Here is a 20190-nt window from a genome sequence, read left to right on the forward strand (position 1 = left end):
GATGAAAAAAATATTAAGGAGAAATATTGATGATGAAGTTAATAATTTTTAAAATCGTTGAAAAAATAACCTTCGGGAAAAAAGCCGCCGCTTGCGCAGTGCTTTTTGCCGCCGCGCTCTTTTTCGTATCCTGCGCGAGCGATGCTCCGATGGAAGTCCAAACTCTCACGCTTAAAAGAGCAGACGGCAGCACGGTAAGCGTCCGCGCGGAAATGGCGCGTACCCCTGCCCAGCAGAGACGGGGTCTTATGGATCGCAAGAACATCCCCGACGGCACGGGAATGCTTTTCGTGTTCGACAAAGACGAAGTGCTTTCGTTTTGGATGAAAGATACGCCGCATCCGCTTTCGATCGCGTATATTGATTCGAGCGGACGCATCCGCGACATATACGACATGACGCCGTTCAGCCTCGCGCCCGTCGTGAGCACGGTGAGCGTGCGCTATGCGCTCGAAGTGCCGCAGGGCTGGTTCAATCGCGTCAACATAAAAATCGGCGATAGGCTTGCCCTCGATTTCGACACGAGTGCGCAGTAGTTCGGCAGCACAGGACGCGAAATGTAAACATCTGCGGCACGCGGAGTAGGTACACCGCGCGCGAAATGCAAGTGCCGGCAAGTACGCGGATGCTTTGTCAGCCTCGCGCACTTGCACTGATGCGTGCGGCTTTTCGAAGCGCGCACATCCGCAGTTTAAGTTGCATCTCCTATAATTCTTTTACGTATGCCGCCATAGTGCGTCCCGCGAGCGTTCCCGAGCTGAGCGAAATGCCGAATGCGGAACCTTCATTATCGTAATACGGTGCGGTAAACGCGCTTCCCGCGTCGATACCCGCGGCATAGAGTCCGGGAATCGGCTTATTGTTCGCGTCGAGCGCACGGAGACTGTCGTCAACTTTTACACCTCCAAGCGTACACCACGCGCTCGTTTCATATTCGAAAACGTAAAACGGTCCCTTCGATACGGGCGTGAGGAATACCGGATTTTTATAAAAATCTTCGTCCTTGCCCGTCGCGCACAATGCATTGTAGCGGGCTACCGTTTTTGCGAGAGAGGTGAGAGCGAAATGAGAGGCCGCTTCTTCTATCGTATCCGCTTTATACGCCCAACCCTGTTCGATCGCTTCGGCAAGCTGAGAGGGTGCTTCCGTCAATATTTTGATATGGGCTGCCGATGCCGGCGCTTCCGCCGACAGATTGCGTTCGCCCGCAATCCAGCTTTGCGGTTTTCCGAGCGTTTCGAAAATTCCCTTCGTGCATACGGATTTGTAATATGCGTCGTCCATTACTGCGTAATATTTTCCTTCCCTGAGTGCCGACTGCGCGCCGCTTAAAGGTTTATTTGCCATGACGTCTTCGCTGAAAAAACGGTTGCCGTCGGAATTGACGATGAGACCGCCGTAAATACCGAAACGTAAATTTTGATTGCATTTTATCGTCCATTGTCCCGCCTTTTTATTTGTGGCGGAAAATTCATTGGCGACGATACCCCAGTTGCGGTCTTCAACTCCGCCCGCATCCAATATCATCGCAATACCGTCACCGGTCGAAAGCGTATTGCCCAGTGGATTTACCGTTATGTTACCGAATTTTTTCCGAATAAATTCTTCGCTGCCCAAATATCCGCCGGTCGCGACAAGAACGGCTTTCGCGTTGACGATGACTTTCGTGCCGTCCGATTTTTCCGCTTCGATACCGATCACATGCCCGTCTTTTACGATGAGCTTTTTCCCTGCCGTTTCAAATAAAAAGTTTCCGCCCTTCGATTCGATTTTTTCCCGGAGAAAGCGCATTCTGTCGGCACCTTTCTGTTTGATACCGTGCCGGGCGCGGAAACCGATTCCGTACGCATCTCTGCGGAGGTAAATATCCAAACCGAGATCCTGCATCATATCGATCGTTTCCCCCGATACGGCAAGGCATTTATGCAGCAGCGACGAATTGATCGTGCTGTTTGCGAAATCGTTCATGTGCGTATACAACTTCTCAAGCGTAAGATTTTCGCCTTCCGTTTTTTGAATGCGAGTACCGACAGCGATGGGTCCGCCCGCGACCGCTCCGTTGCTCACCGCGACGCTTGCGCCTTTTTCCAAAACGATGACGTTTGCACCCGCTTCGGACGCGGCGATTCCGGCAGTGAGACCTGCCGCTCCCGCTCCGACGATCACGATATCGGCGGAATACGTTTCGGATTTTGCAGCTGACGCATTGCGCGCACTTTTTTTCAGCGCGTCGGGATTCGCGCCGGCTTGCGTTACACAGTCGGCAAGTGCTGCGAGCAGTGCCTTCGATGAAATCGTCGCACCCGCGACGGCATCGACGGCAAGCGTTTGCTCATCGATAACTTTTTTCGCAATTTTTTCAATCGCGACATCTCCCAAGCCGGCCGTTTCCGCGCTTTCAAGGACGTTGATTTCTTTGATGCGCGAATCGGTAAATAAAACGCGGATTTTGATATCCCCGTTTCTGCCGGCGGCGGTCGCGGTATAATCGCCCGCTTTGAACGCGATCTTCGGTTTTCCGCATGAAAAAAATACCGCTGTGATCGCAGCGATACCCAGTACCGTAAATCTCCGTACGATACGCCCGATAAAATCCGTGTGCATAAAAACTCCTGTTTACGTATTTCCGTTTTCCGCTTTTTCCAATTTCAATAATTCCGACGCGGCGATTTTATCGTCGGGGGCAATTTCGAGCGCCGCCGCAAAATACCGTTTCGCTTTTTCGACATCGTTTTCTTTCAGCGCGACGAATCCCAAATTCGATATGATTTTCGTGTTTTCGGGATCGAGCGACAGCGCGCGCGAAAGATAGCGCTTTGCTCCGGCAAGATCGTTTTGTTCCATGCGGCAGATCGCAAGCTCGTTGTACGTATCGCAGTTCGACTCTCCTCCGGGACACGAAAGCGATTCCAAAAACGCCTGTTCCGCATCTTCGTAGCGTCCGATTCTGCGAAGTCCCCAGCCGAGTAAAAACCACGCGTTCCACACTTTTTGATTCGTTTTGATAAATTGTTTGATCTCTTCGAGCCCCTTTTCTTCCTGTCCCGATGAAATCAAATCGTAAGCGGCTTTGAAATGGGCGTCGTCCATGCTTTGATTGCGGATATTATCGACGATTTCCTGTGCGCGCTCTTTTTTGTATATGCCGTTTTCGCCGAGAGAAGCATCCGGCACGTCGCAGGTGAGCGCGATATAGGTTTCAAAGCAGTCTTTCGCTTCTCGGTACGCGTATTGTTTGAGGTAAAAAAATCCGGCATTGAAAAACGCATCGGGGATCGCAGGTTCGGCATCTATCGCCGCTTTGTAATAGCCGAGCGCGTCGTTATCGTATGCATCGGCATCTTCGTTCAATCCCGAACGGCGGTACGAATTTGCCCGCTCGTCGAAAAAAAGCGCGGTGTTGAGCACGGTCGTCATATCGTCGGGATCGAGACCGCGAAGCGCCGCGAACATTTCTTCTGCGATATCGAAGTCTTCGTTTTTCGCTTTTAAAATCGCCGCTTCGGAAAGCTCCCGTTTGATGTTCGGCCGCGCTTTTTGCAGCAGCGAGCGGTAATAGTCCAAGTGTTCGTTGTGTTTGTCGTAAGCGAGTACGGTGAGAATGCCTGCGAGGATCTGCTCCTGAGTCAATTCTTCGACATTGAACGTACCGGGCGCGTCTCCGGCTTTTTTTTGTACCGGCAGCGGAATTTCCGGATCAACTCGCATCGCATTTCGGGACAACGAAAAATCTTCGGGAAGTTTAATGTAATAGATCGTATCGAGAGGATTTGCGGGATTCATATTATTTTCCTGCTATCGTATTGGGAATATTTTGTACTGACGTGCCGCGTGAAGCCGCCGCATTGAGGCGCGCTTTCATCGTTGCCGCCGCCTGTTCGACTGTCTGCGCCTGTGCGGTCTGCGCCTGCATGGATACATCGAGGAGATTCTTCTTCGTCATCGTAAGGTAATCGTTGATGTGCAGTTTATATACGGACGGTACGGTATGTTCATCGAACTTGATGCTCGCAGTGACGATGTCCTGTCGACCTTCCGCAAAGACGGCGCCGACGATCGTTCCGCGTATGTCGACCGTTTCCACCGGATCATCGAAGCTGATGCGCAACATGATTTCTTTGTCCGCTAGAAATTTCGGCACTCCGAGCAAAACGACTTTCGCGCCGGAAAACGACAGGTCGCGCAAAATGCACTTGCGCGGCACGTTTTGCACATAGATGAGCGTATCTTCTTTTTCTATGCCGAGCCTGTGCCGCGCTTCGCCTGTCATGATGATGCGGTCTTCTTTGCGCTGAACAAAATTGATATTCGCTTCGATGAGTGTTCCGATTTTTACTATAAAGTCGTCGGGCGGCCGCTGCGTATACGTGAGCGTTACGACGGCAAGCTCTTTCGAATCCATATACTGCGCAACCTCCGTCACTTTTCCCGCGATAAAAAAACTCATCGTTTCCGTACCCTTGTCGATAAAAAAGCAAAAGCGCAGACTGACCGGCGGAGCGTTTCTTTGCGTGATCACCGCAAAGGCACCGCCCGCTCTGCCGATAATTATTTTCGCCGCTTTAAATGAAGTGGAATTGATAATGCACGGCCATTGTCCGCCGCCGCATTTGATGTATATTTGCCGTGGTGCGACACGGAGCGTGTGCAGGATTTCGCGCGAAAAAATCACTTCTTTGTCGCTGTAAGAATCGTAATAATTCGTTATCTGCTGGTTGGTAGCGATCGCCATATTTTAAATGATAACCAATTGATATGCGTTCGTCAACGACACGGCATATCGATTGTGAATATCGATACAAAATATCACAGGCAAACCGCTTGTCGGGAGTTAAACAAAAACGCCCGCCCCGGGGCAGGCGCGTGTCGTACGATTTGTTGCTCACTGCAAATGACCGTACGCAATCGGCACAGAATACGGCAAACACCTCGTATCAATATGCCGATTTCGATTCGTGACGCGGGTGCGTCTTTTTCATCAGCTTGCGCTGAAGCGCTTTGTTTTTGCGATTCAAAATCGTAGAGGGCTTTTCATAAAACTCACGCTTTTTATATTCGCGGATGATGCCTTCTTTTTCTACCATTCTCTTAAAACGTTTGATCGCTTTTTCAAGGTTTTCGGAATCATCGACTGCAATAGTCGCCATCTGTTTCGCCCCCTTCTGACCGGTATACCGAGTAAGATCTATACTATAGCATACAATGTACCTGTTTTGCAAGAGCGGTATTGACAGAGCGATATCGATATTTTTTAAATTCTGTTTTGCTATTCCGTAAAGCGCTGCGGCGGCGTGACGATCCAAATCGCTTCCGCGTTTTCTTTCATTTTATTTTCAAGCATGTGCGATGAGCCTGCGGGAAACGAAGCGCTGTCTCCCGCTTTCAGTTCGTATACTTCATCTTCGTACTTGAGCGTGATGACGCCTTTGACGACGACGCCGAGTTCCCAGCCGATATGGCCGTACGAACCGCGGTGCGTGCGGGAATGCGGCTTCATTTTTATGACATACGCTTCGAATCGATTTTCGTTTTCCGATCTGTCCGATACTGCAAGTTCTTCGTATATGACGTCATCTTCCGAAATCGTTCGCCGTTCGTCGCTGCGCGTGATTTTGACCGGACGCTTGCGCCGGTATTCTTCGAATAAAAATTCGAGATTAATGTCGAGCGCGTCCGCGAGCGCGAGCAACGTATCGATCGCGGGAGAAACTTTATTGCGCTCGATCTGCGACACGAGGCTCTCGCTCACTCCCGCTTTTTCGGCGACGACTTTGAGCGTCATGCCTTTGTGTTCGCGCACCATACGCAGCTTTTCGCCGAAATGATAAGGCACTCGTTTGCTCTCTTTTTTACCGGCCGAATTGATTCGTGTCATCGTTTCCTCTCGTCGTTCCTCATTCGCCGTCTGCTGAAGCTGCGGATGGCGGCATTCGATTCGTACATTTTGTTCGTTATACGTTTTGCTCGGTAACAAATTGGATAAAGTAATCTTCGAGCGTTTTATGCGGACCGGGCAGCTTCATCCGCGCGCGTTCTCGGGCGTCGTCCCTGCGGATCGTATAGAGCGAATAAAAATCGCGGTAGTCGAGCCCCGCATCCGTTTTAACATGCGTGCCGAGGTAATCGGCCACTTCGTCGCGCCCGATCGCCGCTATGCCCTTGGTACGCAAAATCGTGCGCAGCTGCGAAATCTGCTCGTACGAAATGCCGAACAGAAATTCTTCCATCGCTTGAGAGACGCCGGAATCGCTTAATTTATTTTTAATAAAACCGAGCCACTGACCGTCCATCTGCATCGAAATGAGCAGGAGTTCGCTCGTGCCCATCATCGTGCCGAACGCGGGAGCGAGTTTTCTGCGCGCCGTCCACACTTCGTTGAGGATGGGTGCGATAACTTGAATGCGGTCATCCGTTCGGTATTCCCACAGCATGAGCAGGGAATAGCCCCATTGACGGCGGATTTCACGCGACAACGTTTTGTCTCCGATCAAATTCAAATACACGTCTTCGGCTAACAGCGAAAACATCATCGTAACCGCTTCGGTCATGAGCTCTTCTGAAAGAGATGCGGGCGCTTTGATTCGCGTGCTCTGTTTTGAAAGCGAAGAAAATGTGTGCATTTTTGCAACGAGAAAGCCTTTGCCGAGGCTCGCTTTCGACGGCAAAAGCAGCGTACGATCTCCCGCTTCCTGATTGTCGATGAGCATCTCCACGAGCGTTTTCGGCGTACGCATGCCGCCCGGTAAATCGTGCTGTTCGAGGAGCGACGGAAACAGTGCGATTGCGCGTGCGAGGTGTTCGAGGTCTTTCATCCGGTCTTTGATTATCAATACGCGCTCGGCATCCGCTTCTCTCATGTATACGAGCAGATCGTCGATGAGCTTTTTTTGTTTTTCCGTGAGGATGACGATGCCTTTGTCATCCCTGCTGCGTGCGATATTATCGGTATCGTAGATGTGTTTGATATCGACGGGAGAAGTAGTCATTTCCGTATCGATCGTCCTTTATTAATAATACTGTGAATTTTAACAAACGAAACGTCGTTCGTCAATGTTTCGTTCAAATCTCGAGTGGAAAATACCGATCCGCCCTGATGTATGGCGACCGGTATTTTTTATTCCGCCGCCTGTGATCCTTGCGCATCGACGGTCTGCGATCCCTGTCCGCCCGTATCTTGCGTTTTTTGTACGGTCTCGTTTGCCGTGTCCGCGCTTTCACCTTTTGTTCCGACATCCGTCTGCACTTCGCTCGATTTTGTTTCCGGCAATTTATTTTTCGGGATACGCTGCATACCGATTTCCGCCAATTTATTGTATGCCCCAGGCAGCACGCCCGGCGTCGTCGATGCGTACATATCGAGTATCTCTTTAAATGACGCGTACGCTGCCGCGTATTTTTTTTGTTTTAGGTAGAGATGCCCGAGTTCGTATCGCGCTTCCACATAGACCGACGAATCGATACCGTACCGCGCGATCACCGTTCTGTAATAGGTTTCCGCGTTTTTATATTGAGCGCTTCCGTATGCGTTTTGTCCGAGCTGAATGAGCTGCGTGGAAGTTAAATCTTCAGGGATATCTTTTACCGTACGGCACGAAGCGAATAAAAGCGCACCGCACACCGCCGAGGTCAATGCAATAACAGTAATTTTCTTCATAACACCTCCAGTGTACAATGAGAAGTATAAAAAAAGCAAGAGCTTGAGGATTCCGAGCAATGCGGAGGAATCCTCAAGCGTCTTAATAAAAGAAAAACGGCTCGGCCGTTTTTCGCCTCTCGACTTCTTATAAGATTGCGAGCAGTGCGCAGCAATCGCTGAGCGTCTCCTATCACAAAGCGCGCATAAATGCCGCGCTTTGTGTCCTCATAAGGAATTGCAGTCGGCTTTCATACTTTTCATTGCATCCGAGAGGATGAGGTATGAAAGCCTCCGCGCGGATAAAAGAAAAACGGCTCGGCCGTTTTTCGACTCCCGATTTCCTATAAGATTGCGAGCAGTGGTCGTTCGCGGTACATCCGTGTACCGCTCACTACCGTATTTTTGCTACGCAAAAATACGCAGCCGTTTTGCCAAGATACGACACGGCATCCATGCCGTGCATTGAAGGACGTTCCCCGCGCAACTTGCAACGAGCGCATCGAAGCCGAACGATGAGCTCATTTTTTCAAAAAATCTTTGTGCATATGCTCCGAAACTGCACTGTTGCAGACGATCTTATTTAAGGATTTAAGGAAATCGCATTTTCAAAGTACCTCTAAAAAACAGTTTTCAGAGGTTTCCATATATGCATGGAGCATAATGTGTATGCAGATTTTTTCGTTTTCTCCGTTCGGGTACGAAGGCGCACTCGTTACAGTCGAAGTGGATATCAGGCGCGGCATTCCCGCCGTCGATATCGTCGGGCTTGCGGACGGCGCGGTAAAAGAATCGCGCGAGCGTATGAGAGCTGCCGTACAGAATTCCGGCTTCGACTTTCCGCCGGAGCGCGTGCTCGTCAGTTTATCGCCCGCCGATATGCGGAAAGAAGGTGCGGGCTTCGATTTGGCGATCGCGCTCGCCGTTCTCCAAGCGCGGAGCGGCAAAAATTGTATTTCCGATTCGCCTTCCGTCCTTGTTATGGGCGAACTTGAGCTTTCGGGAAATGTGCGAGGCGTGCGTGCCGTCCACGCTGCCGCTTCCACTGCCGCTGCTTCGGGTATTTTTAAATGCATCGTACCGCTTTCGAACGCAGACGAAGCGCGCGAAGTGAACGGCATGAAAGTGTACGGAGCGGCGGCTCTCGAAGATGCATTTTCCGCGCTCGCTTCGGATGAAGTTTTTACAGAGCGCGGCCCTTCACTGCAAAACGCCTTTGTGCCGGAAAACTGCGTCGAAACGGAGGGCGTGCTTTTTCCGCCCGTTACCGAAGGTTTTGAATTCGCCGATATCGCGGGACAAAGTTTTTTTGTGCGGGGCTTGCAGATTGCGGCGGCCGGCGGGCACAACCTCATTGCGATCGGCGCTCCCGGCTGCGGCAAAACGATGGCGCTGCAAAAATTTCACGCGCTCATTCCGCTGCTCGCAGTCGAAGAAGCGCAGCCCGTCACGCGCATCTATTCGATTGCAGGGCTCATGCGCGGAAACGAACCGCTTATCAGGGTTGCTCCGTTTCGTCAGCCGCATCAAACCGCGACGATCGAAGGCATATGCGGCGGCGGCATACGTTGTATGCCCGGAGAAATATCGCTTGCACATAACGGCGTACTCTTTCTCGATGAAGCCGCCGAGTTCCGTTCGTCGGTTTTGCAGATGCTCCGCGTACCGATCGAAAGCGGACGCATCACGCTCGCCCGCGCCGGACGCTCGACGATCTATCCCGCGTCGTTTCAGCTGCTCATGGCGGCAAACCCCTGTCCCTGCGGAAACTTCGGATCGAAATCGAAAATCTGCCTGTGCAGCGCCCGCACCGTCGAAACTTATTGGAATAAGTTTTCAGCACCTCTTTTAGACCGCATCGATATGCGCGTTTTCGTCGACAATGAAGGAACGGGGCAGGACGCGGCGCGGACGACGACTGCCGAATTGCGCATGGAAATCGCCCGTGCGGTAAAGACGCAGCGGAAAAGGCAGGGCAAAAAAAACGCAAAGCTTTTGCCGGAAGAAATTGCGAGATGCTGTCCGATAAGCGCCGAAGGGCGAAAGGCTCTCGACAACGCGGCGATGCGCTGCGGGTTTTCTCCGCGTGCCGCAGCAAGCTGTATAAAAGTCGCGCGTACGATAGCCGATATGGCGGGCTGCCCCGTTATACAGGAAACGCACGTAAAAGAAGCCGTACAATATCGAAAAGCATGTACGGGTTTTTTGCCGGAAAATGCGGACGGGTAGGATACGCTCTTTGCGCGACATCCGGCAATGTACGCGATATGTGCCGGCAGATATTTCGTTAGCATAGTGCAATAAATTGACAAAGCGGTGTAAAAATGCTAAAAACACGCACGAGGTTATTTTATGGAAAATATGATGCAGTATCTTAAAGATATCGATAAAGAAAAACTGAAAACGGTTTTGGAAATAAAAGAAGCGTACAACGGCGGGCGGATGAGCCTTGAAGAAGCCAAGCGGATTTTAAAAGAAAAAGTAAAAAAACTTACGCCTGCGGAAATCGCCGTTGCCGAACAGGAGCTTAAAGAATTCGAAGACGAGGAGTGCCGCAAAGAAAACATTCAAGGTATGCTTGTCCTTTTTGAAGATATCATGGACACATCCCGCCCCGATCTGCCGGCCGACCATCCGATCATGTGCTACTACCGCGAAAACGATGCGCTTTTAAAAATCATGCTTGAAATCGAAGATTTGGTTCAATACCCGCTCATCAAAAATCAATGGCTCGAAATCTACGATAAGCTTGCGCAGTATCGTCTCCACTTTTCCCGCAAGCAAAATCAATTGTATTCCATGCTTGAGCGCAAGGGCTTCGACCGTCCGACGACGACAATGTGGACGCTCGACGATTTTATCCGCGACGAGATAAAAGACGCGCGCACGCTTTTGGATGAAGGTAAAGACGACGCCTTCCTCGCGATGCAGCCGACGATCGTCGCCGACGTCCGCGATTTGATTTCCAAAGAAAACACGATTCTGTATCCGACCTCTCTTGCGATGCTCACTCCGGAAGAATTCGAAGATATGAAAATCGGCGACAGAGAAATCGGTTTTGCGTGGATCGATGTAAACTCAAGTTCCGCAAAAAGCGGAGCGGCCGCTTTTTCGAAGGGCAGCTGTGCGGATGCGAAAACTGTGTCGGGTGCAGGCGGCGATTTTGCAAGCGACCTTGCAAAGCTTTTACAAAAACACGGTTACGCAGCTTCTTCCGGTGAAGAGCTCGACGTTACGACGGGACGCTTGACGCTCGATCAAATCAATTTGATCTATAAACACATGCCGGTCGATATTTCCTACGTCGACGAAAATGAAATCGTCCGCTTTTATACCGATACCGAACACCGCGTGTTTCCGCGCAGTAAAAACGTTATCGGTCGCGACGTAAAAAATTGTCATCCGAAAGCGAGCGTCCACATCGTCGAAGAAATTATTAAAAAATTCAGAAGCGGTGAAGAGAACGAAGCGGAGTTTTGGATAAATAAGCCCGGTCTTTTTATCTATATTACGTATATCGCGGTGCGCGATGCCGACGGGCGCTTCCGCGGCATTTTGGAGATGATGCAGGACTGCACCCATATCAGAAGTCTCGAAGGCTCGCAGACGCTTTTGACGTGGAGCAGCGGTAAAAAAGAAAAAGTCTATGCGGACGACACCGCTTCGGGAAGCAATACAGCGGACGCGGAAAGTTTGCCGAAAAAAGAAAGCGCCGGAGCAGAAACGGCTGCATCGGAGCATTATTCGGAAAGTGCGAAAGACGCAAAGGTTTTGCCGCTCAAAGGCGAAACGAAGCTTTCGGATATGCTTGCATCCTACCCGTGGCTGAAAGCCGAGCTTCCGTCGATCAATCCGGCGTTTAAAATGCTTCAAACGCCGCTCGCCCGCATTATGATCCCCAAAGCGACCGTTTCGATTATGAGCGAGCGCAGCCAAATGCCGATGGACGAACTGATCGCGGCGATCGAAGCGAAGATAAAAGCTCACGACGGAAAATAAATCGAGCGGAGCGGCGCAAAGCCCGCCTTTTTGTTTGCCGGCAAAGAGACTTGAATCCCTCCGGTCGAAGCTGTCCAAAAACTTCAGTTTTTGGACAGCTTCCTTGATTTTATATGCGATGTTTAAAATTAAGTCATTATAATACAAAGACTTAATTTTAAACTCGACGGGCTGTCGAAAAAGTAACCGACTTTTGAGACAGCCCCTCCCTGCGGGAACGCCTCCGCTCGCTTCCGGCGGCATCCTGCTGCCGAAAAGTCGTGAGTCGAAAAACGCCTGCAGCGTTTTTCTTTTATCAATACGCTCATAAATCCTATGCACTGCTCGGATTCATGAGCTCTTCTTCGCACCTGCTCAGCGCGAGCTTCCGAGTTCAAGTCTCTGTCTCCGAATGTGCGGCATTTTTATTAATAATTGATTTATATGTCGATATGGAATATTTTCTTTGCCGGCAAAGAGACTTGAACTCTTACGGCCTTGCGGCCAAGGGATTTTGAGTCCCTCGTGTCTACCATTCCACCATGCCGGCAGGGTAAATGTCAATATACCGCAATAGCGGTATATTTGCAAGTGCGCGGTGAAACGGTATAATTATTTTTATGATACACAACGCGGGTGCGGCCGACTTTGTCGGTGCGGAGCCGGAGCGTGTGCTGAAAGCCGTTTTCGGTTACGATTCGTTTCGGCCCTTTCAAAAAGAGATTATCGCATCGGTGCTCGCCGGAAAGGATACGCTCGCCGTTATGCCGACCGGCGGCGGTAAATCGCTGTGCTGCCAGATACCCGCGCTCATCTTCGACGGGCTGACGATCGTCGTTTCTCCGCTCATCGCGCTCATGCAGGATCAAGTGTCCGCCCTTGCCGAAAACGGTGTCAGCGCCGTGTTTTTAAACAGCACGCTCGAATGGGACGACTATTGAAAAGCTTCGGACGATATCCGTTCGGGAAAGATAAAGCTCGTTTACGTTTCACCCGAAGGTCTTGCGACGGAGCGCTTAAAGGATTTGTTTTGTTCCGACGGCGTCAAAGTGAGCTGCGTTACGATCGACGAAGCGCACTGTATCAGCGAGTGGGGGCACGATTTCCGTCCCGATTATCTCGAACTTGCTTCCGTGCGGCATCTCTTTTCCGATGCCGTGTGCCTTGCGCTGACGGCGACCGCGACGTCTTCCGTGCGAGCCGATATTATTAAAAATCTCGGCATGAAACGATGTCGGATTTTTGTCGCGAGCTTTAACCGTGAAAATATTTTTCTCGAAGTGCAGCCCAAGCGGAACGCGCTCGGTCAAGTCGTACATTTTATTAAAAATCATCCGGATGAAAGCGGTATCGTCTATTGTTTTTCGAGGCGCGAAGTCGACGATCTTACGCATTCTCTTTGCGATATGGGATTTTCCGCACTGAATTATCATGCGGGATTAAGCGACGCCGAGCGCGCATCGCATCAGCAATCGTTTATCCGCGACAAAGCGCTCATCATGGTTGCAACCGTCGCATTCGGTATGGGGATCGATAAGCCGAATGTACGCTTTGTCATCCATTATTCCGTTCCGAAATCCGTCGAACAATATTATCAGGAGATCGGCAGGGCGGGGCGCGACGGACTTCCTGCTCACGCGCTGCTCTTATACGGCGCGGAAGACGTACGGAAAGTCCGCTGGTTTTTCGACGAAAGCGCCGACCGTAAAAAATCGGAACGGCTTTTGCAAAGCATGATTTCTTATGCGTCATCAAAGACATGTCTCCGACGGTTTTTGCTTTCCTACTTCGGCGAAGAAGGTGTAAGTCAGGACGCGTTTTCGTGCTGCAGCGTCTGCGCAGCCGGAGAGCTTCCGTCGGTCGATGTGACGCTTCCCTCTCAAAAGCTTCTTTCTTGTATTTTGCGTACGCGGGAGCGATTCGGCGCGTCCTACGTCATCGATGTGCTTACGGGTTCTCGTGCCAAGCGCATTGCGGAAAACGGACACGATTCGATTTCGACGTGGGGTATCGGAAAAGACTTTCCGAAGAGCGATTGGTTTGCGCTCACAGATGCGCTTGTCGATGCGGGCTATCTTCATAAATCCGAAGACTACCGAGTGCTTTCTCTCTCTCAAAAAGCAAAGCGCGATTTGGCTTCGCGTGAAAAAATCGAACTGCCGCTTTCTCTCGGAGCTTTCGAAGCGGAAGATGATCGGCTTCCGGTAGTAAAATCCGCAGCATCGCCTTTCGGATCCGCTTCATTCGATTTTCCGCGCAAAGCTGCAAAAAAATCGCTTCCGTCAAAAATCGTCGATCAAAGCGACGGAGATGCGCTCCGCATCGCGCGGGAACTCAAAGCGTGGCGCAAAAAAATCGCCGAAAAAGAAAACGTGCCGCCGTACGTCATATTCGGAGACCGGACGATAGCCGACATTGCGGCCAAAAAGCCGGCAAATGACGCGGAACTTTCCCATGTATACGGCATCGGTTCGGTAAAAGCCGATCGTTTCGGCAGTGCGATCATACGCATCGTGAAAAATGAGTAAAATCGGCGTATTTGCTTTTTTTATTTGACAACTGACATACTTCGTGTTACAATTCTTCTGGTTTATACTTACAAAAGTAAGTATTATCGATTTGAAATGTAAATTTTCAAACGATAATTAAAAGTTTTTATTGGAGGCGTTATGAAAAAGTTAGTGACAATTGCCCTTGCTTCCGTCGCAGCCTTTGCGGCGTTTGCAACAGGCGGGAGCGATTCTGCCGCATCGGGCAAAAAGACCGAAGTGCGCATCATGGTGTGGTCGTCGACGTACGATCAAAAACTCGCTCCGAACAATATCGAAGCGGATTTTGAAGCGAAATATCCCCAATACGATTTAGTCATCGACAAAATCGATTACAACGATCTCGACAAGCAAACGCTTTTGTCACATTCGACCGGCAACGATTACGACGTCATCATGGTCAATCACTCTTCGCTTTCTTCTTTTGTAAAAGGCGGTGTCGTCGCTCCCCTCGATAAATATTTAAAAGACGGATCGGTGGATCTTTCGTATTTTTCCGAAAGAGCGGTCAAAGCGAGCAGGTTCGGCGGTAAAATGTACGGCATCCCCTTCGATCCGGACTGCCGTATTCTCGCATATAACGTAAAAATCCTCCGCGAGCTCGGAATGCAGCCTCCGAAAAATACGGACGATATGCTGAAAATCGCAAAGGCCGGTTACAGCAAAGGATATTATGCGATGGCGGGCGGACTCAACCGATCGACGTTTTGCGTATACGACCTCGGCGGCTTTATGCTGAACTGGGGTATTCATGTCTACGAACAGGATAAAAACGGCAAATACGTCGCACGGCTCGGCACTCCCGAAGCAGTCGATTATATGAAGTGGGCGCAGCAGATGTATGCGTGCATGCCGCAAGACGGAAACCTCGACAACACCGTCGCGCGGAGTATGTTCGCTCAAGGCAAAGTCGTCATGATGTGGTGGACGCCTTCTCAGATCGCGAGCGTCATTCCGCAATTTGCCGACAGAGCCGATCTCGATTTCGTTCAGATGCCGGTCGGTCCGAAGGGATACCGTTCATCGGCTATGGGCGGTTATATGTGGGGTATCGGTTCCGGCGCGAAAAATCCTGACGGCGCATGGGCATTTTTACGCTATGCGCTCCAGCCTGAAGTGCAGGGAAAAATCGCCCGCGGTCTTCCCGCCGATTCGCGCGCTTTCGACTATCCTCCGTTTAATAAACCGGATTACACCGTATTCCGCGAACAGCTCGCCAAAGCAGAATATCCGTGTCCGCTCACGTCCGTTTTGCCGAAGGTATTCGAAACGTGGAACAGGCGATACAGCGAATGTATGATGAAGCTCATCACTCCCGAAGAAGCGTGCAGACTCGGTCAGCAGGAAGTTCAGGCCGTGCTCGATACGATAAAATAAATTAGGTCGAATGTCGAGTTTCGAAAGTATTTCTAAATAAAGTTATGCTTTCGGCGAGAACTTCGTTCGCTGCGCTCACTACCGAGTTTGCTCTGCAAACTCGCCGTATATGCCGCGGTCGAGCTTTTAGGGTAGGCTTCCGCAAGCCTAACGCTCGAAACGGCACGCAGCCGGAACCTCGCCTCCGCATGATTTTATTCACTCTCGAAACTCGCTGTTCAGTTGGTGAACGAAACAGTTGGAAAATTTCGAGTTTTAGAAAACTCGAAATTGAACTTATTAAAATTGTATAGGGTTCCGCCGCGTTTTGACGGAACCTGCATTTAATTTCAAAATCGATGCCGGTTGAGACGCATTCGGGTCGATCGGCATATCTTTTACAAAGGATTACAAAAATGAAACATAACCGGCTGCATAAAATCGTGCCCTATGTGCTCGTCGGGCCGCCGCTGATCATGATAGCGATTTTTCTGTTTTACCCGATGCTGAGAAATATCATTCTCAGTTTTTTTAATTACAATTTGAGTGAAATCGATCGACCCTTTGTCGGACTGCAGAATTATTTTGCCATGCTGTACGACAGGCGTTTATGGAATGCGCTCGGAAGAACGGGCATTTGGACTGCCGTCAATCTCCTGTTCGCCGTCTTGATCGGCGTCGGTTCCGCGTTTCTCATGTTCAGCGGTTTTAAGGGAAGCGGTGCACTGAAATCGTTTATTTTGATTCCGTGGATTTTGCCGTCCGTCGTAACGGGCTATATCTTTTCGCTTATGCTGAACGAAGATGCGGGAATCATCACGTGGATTTTGAAAGCGACCGGTGTCGTCGGACAGCATTTTTCGTTTTTCAGCAGCGGGCCGCTGTCCATGACTGCGGCTATCATGGCGAATATTTGGCGCGCGTTTCCGTTTTTTACGCTGATGATTTACGCGAAGCTCTGTACGGTTCCGAACGATCAGCTCGATGCGGCGCAGATCGAAGGAGTGCAGGGTATGAAATTGTTTTGGTACGTGCTGCTGCCTTTCGTGCGCGATATACTCATATCGTGTATTTTCTTGTGCTTTATTTGGACGTTTAACGCATACGATATTATGAAAGTTATGACAAACGGCGGGCCGGCGGAAATGACGACGACGATGTCCCTGCTCATTCAGCGCGAAGCCTTTACGTATTTTTCGCTCAGCAACGCGGCTACGATGAGCGTATATATGTTTTGCGTTATGCTGATCGTCATCGGTATCGGCGTGCTCTTGCGCTTTTTGATCGGAGGTAAAAATTATGACTGATTTGAAACGGCGCTCTTTTTTTACGATAGAGATCGTCTATCTGTTTGCCGTGATTTTGTTCATCCTCGTTTTGTTTCCGTTTTATTGGATCTTCGTTACGTCCTTTAAAGAAACGCTTGCGGTATACGAATTGCCGCCTCGTCTTATTCCTCGATCATTCGATTTGAGCAATTACCTCCGCTCTTTCACCCAATACAATGTGGGAATGTATTTTATCAACAGCCTAAAAGCGACGATCGCGACGGTCGTCTTTACGACGTTTTTTGCAAGCTGCGCCGCATTTGCGCTCGCGCGTCTCAATTTTAAAGGCAAAAAAACGATACAGCGATTTCTCGGCGTAACGCAGATGTTCCCCGTCGTGGTGCTCTTGGTGCCGCTCTTTCTTTTGTGTAACAGATTTCATCTTTACAATACGCTTCCGTCGATCGTCATCCCGTATGTCGCGCTGCAGTTTCCCGTTTCGATTATCCTGCAGTCGACCTATTACAGAGATGTTCCCGACGCGCTCGAAGAAGCCGCTCGTCTCGACGGCTGCAATACGTTTCAAATATTGGCGCACGTTTTTTTTCCGCTCGTTACGCCGGGCATCGTCGCAACAAGTGTGTATACGTTTATTCAAGTGTGGCAGGAGTTTCTCATCGCGTCGTCGTTTATCACGAGCAGAAATAAATTTACGCTTACCGTCGGCTTGACGACGTTTCGCGGAGACGAAATGACGGACTGGGGCGCACTCATGGCGACGAGCGTCATCATTGCAGTCCCCGCATTGATTTTGTTTAATCTCGCGCAGGATTTTTTTATCAATAGAGTTGTCGGAAGCGTCAAAGAATGACGGACGATGAAAAGCTGCTCGATATCGCGATCGATTATTATATCAGAAAAAAAACACAAGCGGAGATCGCCGCGGCGTATAAGGTGTCGCACGTGCAGATCGGAAATTATCTGAAAGAGGCGCAGCGGAAAGGCATCGTTACGATTTCGGTAAATCTTCCGGTGAGTAAAGACGAAACGGACAACCTGAACGAGCTTTTTAAAACGATTTTTCATATAAAAAATATCGTGCTCGTGCAGGGCAGCGACAATTCGGATAAAGCGCTCGAGCGCGTTGCGGAAAAAGCCGCTTCGTATATGCTCGAAACGCTTCCGAATAACGTGTCGAGCATCGGTATCGGCTGGGGTAAGACGATGCACGATGTGACGCTTGTAAAAAATCGGGGAGAGCGGAAATCGAATTGGGTATATTACCCAGCGTGCCTGCTCGAAGCCGACGGCGATAATCCGTATTTCGATACGGTGCGCCTTACCCGTAACCTTGCACAAAATTGGGGAGGCAAAGTCGACGGCGCTTTCATAGATCGTTTGCTTATCGAAAGGAAATTCCCCGACCGGCGGATCGCGTTGAAAGAAAACGGCGCATGGCGGTCGCTTCATGTCCTTGTTGCGGGATTGGGATGCGCGACGAGCCGCTTTCCTTCGCAGCGCGAGGGGATGTTTACGAGCGAAGTGTTTAAGGAAATCAACACGAAAAATATCGTCGGCGATATCCTTCACAATTATTACGATATCGACGGCAATCTGTATACGATCGCAGGCAACGAAATACTCATCCCCGTCGACGATATCGCCCGCGTTCCGTGGGTCGTCGCGGTCGCGTGCGGTTTTACAAAAGTGGAAAGCATCATCGGCGGTTTGCGTACCGGTCTTATCGATACGCTCGTAACGGATATTCAGACGGCGCATCACGTCATCGATTATTTAAAATGACTGCCCGAGCGCGCGGCACACACGGGAGGATGCAGTCGATGGAAAGGTTTCTCATCGTCGTCGCAGGAAAGGCGGGAAGCGGAAAGACGACGCTTGCAAAAAAGCTTGCCGCTTTGCTCGGCTTACCGTATTTCGATTACGATACGCTCGTGCAGCCATTCCTCGAAGCGATAGAACAGAAGTACGGCATCGGAGAAGACGGCAGAAATCGATTTTACCGATCGTGGCGGAGCGCGAGCTACCGCACGCTGTGGGATGTTGTTTTGGAAAATATCCGGCTCGGACAAAGCGCCATTCTGTCGGCGCCGCTTTCCGAAGAGTTGCGCGATGCGGATTATCCCGAAAAGCTCTTTGCAAAATCGGGAACGCCGTTTTCGCTTTTGCTGTGCTATATGGCGCCTCCGCCCGATATGCATTATACTATGCTCGCACGGCGCGCGTCGAAGCGGGATTCCGAAGTGCTCGGCGATCGGAAAAAATTCGATGCTGAGTATGCGGTGCAAAAGCCCGCATGGGATAAAAACTGCGTGCTCCTGCTCGATTCCGGCGACATCGATACGAATATGAAGCTCGTATTGCAGGCGATCGAAGAGAGAAATTTTAAAATCGGAGAGAGCTGATCCGTATTTCGATTTTTCGGCGTCTGCGAAAGTCATCCGACGCAAAACTGCAGTCGGCATTTTTTCAGCGAAAGCTGCAAAGATTGTTTTGAACATATTTTTTGGAGGTATATATGGCATTGGTAACGATGAAGTATGAAATGACGAAAGCGGAAAAAGGAAATTACGCCGTTCCCGCGTTTAACTTTTTTTCGTTTTCGAATCTTATCGGCATCGCACAAGGAGCGAAAAATAAAAACAGCCCCGTCATTGCGATGGCAACGGTAAACGGCATGAAGATCATGGGCGAAAAAGCGACGGTGAAGATGTGCGAAGGCGTTTCCGAAGATTACGGGATCAATATGGTACTGCACCTCGATCACTGTCAAGATTACGACATGATCCGCCGCTGCATCGACAACGGTTTTACATCGGTCATGATCGATGCGTCTTCGAAAAGCTATCAGGAAAACGTCGACATCACTTCCCGCGTCGTCGAATACGCTTCCAAGTACGGCGTAACGGTTGAAGCGGAACTCGGTCACGTCGGCGGAAAAGAAGACGACATCTCGGTTGATGAAATGTCCGCGCTTTTTACGCAGCCTGAAGAAGCGGTCAAATTCGTCAACGCGACGCACGTCGATTGCCTCGCCGTCGCAGTCGGAACCGTACACGGTTTTTACAAAGCGACGCCCAAACTCGATTTTCCGCGCATTGCAAAGATCCACGAATTGCTTCCGAACGTTCCGCTCGTGCTGCACGGCGGGACGGGTGTGCCCTATGACGACTTCCGCGAATCGATCAAACGCGGCGTGCGCAAAATCAATATCGGTACGGAATTCAAAGTGCACGGCGTTTTCGACGTTGCAAAAAAAGGATTTGCGGAATCGCAGAGCGAAGATCCGCGCGCCGTTGCAAAGCCGGTTATCGCAAAGTGCGCGTCCATCGCCGAAGAATTGATCGACGTGATGGGCAGCGCGAATAAAGCGGGCTGAGCCGAATTG

16 protein-coding genes, 1 tRNA gene and 1 pseudogene are annotated in these 20190 nt (G+C 50.4%); 10 read left to right on the plus strand and 8 right to left on the minus strand.

Features of this window, described 5'->3' with window-relative positions; all coding sequences use genetic code 11:
* Positions 1–29 precede the first annotated feature (29 nt).
* The gene (locus tag H9I36_RS00785; protein WP_187383488.1) at positions 30–536 is read left to right on the plus strand and encodes a DUF192 domain-containing protein; all 507 of its coding nucleotides are present in this window, start codon (positions 30–32) and stop codon (positions 534–536) included.
* A gap of 169 nt (positions 537–705) precedes the next feature.
* On the opposite strand, the gene H9I36_RS00790 is transcribed toward H9I36_RS00785, so the two are convergent.
* The 7 genes from H9I36_RS00790 to H9I36_RS00820 all read right to left on the minus strand — a co-directional run bounded on the left by H9I36_RS00790 (position 706) and on the right by H9I36_RS00820 (position 7654).
* Positions 706–2604 carry an FAD-dependent oxidoreductase gene (locus H9I36_RS00790; RefSeq protein WP_187383489.1) on the minus strand — a complete coding sequence of 633 codons (1899 nt, stop codon included), beginning with the start codon at positions 2602–2604 and terminating at the stop codon, positions 706–708.
* A 12-nt stretch (positions 2605–2616) separates the two neighbouring features.
* Positions 2617–3783: a tetratricopeptide repeat protein gene (locus H9I36_RS00795; RefSeq protein ID WP_187383490.1), complete on the minus strand. Its 1167-nt coding sequence runs from the start codon at positions 3781–3783 to the stop codon at positions 2617–2619.
* 1 nt (position 3784) lies between these two features.
* Positions 3785–4732 carry a PilZ domain-containing protein gene (locus H9I36_RS00800; RefSeq protein WP_187383491.1) on the minus strand — a complete coding sequence of 316 codons (948 nt, stop codon included), beginning with the start codon at positions 4730–4732 and terminating at the stop codon, positions 3785–3787.
* A gap of 202 nt (positions 4733–4934) precedes the next feature.
* A complete protein-coding gene (gene rpsU / locus H9I36_RS00805; RefSeq protein ID WP_016520808.1) occupies positions 4935–5147 on the minus strand; it encodes a 30S ribosomal protein S21 in 213 nt (70 codons plus the stop codon).
* A gap of 119 nt (positions 5148–5266) precedes the next feature.
* The gene (locus H9I36_RS00810) at positions 5267–5875 is read right to left on the minus strand and encodes a helix-turn-helix domain-containing protein (protein ID WP_187383492.1); all 609 of its coding nucleotides are present in this window, start codon (positions 5873–5875) and stop codon (positions 5267–5269) included.
* Positions 5876–5951: 76 nt separating this feature from the next.
* Positions 5952–6986 carry a hypothetical protein gene (locus H9I36_RS00815; protein ID WP_255422614.1) on the minus strand — a complete coding sequence of 345 codons (1035 nt, stop codon included), beginning with the start codon at positions 6984–6986 and terminating at the stop codon, positions 5952–5954.
* 128 nt (positions 6987–7114) lie between these two features.
* Complete coding sequence (locus tag H9I36_RS00820; protein ID WP_187383493.1) at positions 7115–7654, minus strand: outer membrane protein assembly factor BamD; 540 nt, start codon at positions 7652–7654, stop codon at positions 7115–7117.
* A gap of 648 nt (positions 7655–8302) precedes the next feature.
* Here H9I36_RS00820 and H9I36_RS00825 point away from each other — a divergent pair.
* Complete coding sequence (locus H9I36_RS00825; protein ID WP_187383494.1) at positions 8303–9862, plus strand: YifB family Mg chelatase-like AAA ATPase; 1560 nt, start codon at positions 8303–8305, stop codon at positions 9860–9862.
* A 123-nt stretch (positions 9863–9985) separates the two neighbouring features.
* Positions 9986–11632, plus strand: a complete 1647-nt coding sequence (locus H9I36_RS00830; protein ID WP_187383495.1) for a DUF438 domain-containing protein — start codon at positions 9986–9988, stop codon at positions 11630–11632.
* A 446-nt stretch (positions 11633–12078) separates the two neighbouring features.
* On the opposite strand, the gene H9I36_RS00835 is transcribed toward H9I36_RS00830, so the two are convergent.
* A tRNA-Leu gene (locus H9I36_RS00835) sits at positions 12079–12161 on the minus strand.
* A gap of 70 nt (positions 12162–12231) precedes the next feature.
* On the opposite strand from H9I36_RS00835, the pseudogene recQ reads away from it, so the two are divergent.
* From recQ to H9I36_RS00870, 7 genes and pseudogenes are all read left to right on the plus strand, one after another.
* Positions 12232–14139: pseudogene (recQ, locus tag H9I36_RS00840) on the plus strand (DNA helicase RecQ).
* A gap of 141 nt (positions 14140–14280) precedes the next feature.
* The gene (locus tag H9I36_RS00845) at positions 14281–15537 is read left to right on the plus strand and encodes an ABC transporter substrate-binding protein (protein ID WP_187383496.1); all 1257 of its coding nucleotides are present in this window, start codon (positions 14281–14283) and stop codon (positions 15535–15537) included.
* Between the two features lie 395 nt (positions 15538–15932).
* Positions 15933–16823, plus strand: coding sequence for a carbohydrate ABC transporter permease (locus H9I36_RS00850; RefSeq protein ID WP_187383497.1), 891 nt, complete (start codon positions 15933–15935; stop codon positions 16821–16823).
* Positions 16816–17655, plus strand: a complete 840-nt coding sequence (locus tag H9I36_RS00855; protein WP_187383498.1) for a carbohydrate ABC transporter permease — start codon at positions 16816–16818, stop codon at positions 17653–17655. The genes H9I36_RS00850 and H9I36_RS00855 overlap by 8 nt, the downstream gene beginning before the upstream one ends.
* Positions 17652–18587, plus strand: coding sequence for a sugar-binding transcriptional regulator (locus H9I36_RS00860; protein ID WP_187383499.1), 936 nt, complete (start codon positions 17652–17654; stop codon positions 18585–18587). The genes H9I36_RS00855 and H9I36_RS00860 overlap by 4 nt, the downstream gene beginning before the upstream one ends.
* A 38-nt stretch (positions 18588–18625) precedes the next feature.
* The gene (locus tag H9I36_RS00865; RefSeq protein WP_187383500.1) at positions 18626–19207 is read left to right on the plus strand and encodes a P-loop nucleotide/nucleoside kinase family protein; all 582 of its coding nucleotides are present in this window, start codon (positions 18626–18628) and stop codon (positions 19205–19207) included.
* A 113-nt stretch (positions 19208–19320) separates the two neighbouring features.
* Positions 19321–20181 (plus strand): class II fructose-bisphosphate aldolase, encoded by an 861-nt coding sequence (locus tag H9I36_RS00870; RefSeq protein WP_187383501.1) that lies wholly within the window; start codon positions 19321–19323, stop codon positions 20179–20181.
* Positions 20182–20190: the final 9 nt, after the last annotated feature.

This window comes from Treponema sp. Marseille-Q4130 (assembly GCF_014334325.1).
In the GTDB taxonomy this organism is placed as follows: domain Bacteria; phylum Spirochaetota; class Spirochaetia; order Treponematales; family Treponemataceae; genus Treponema_D.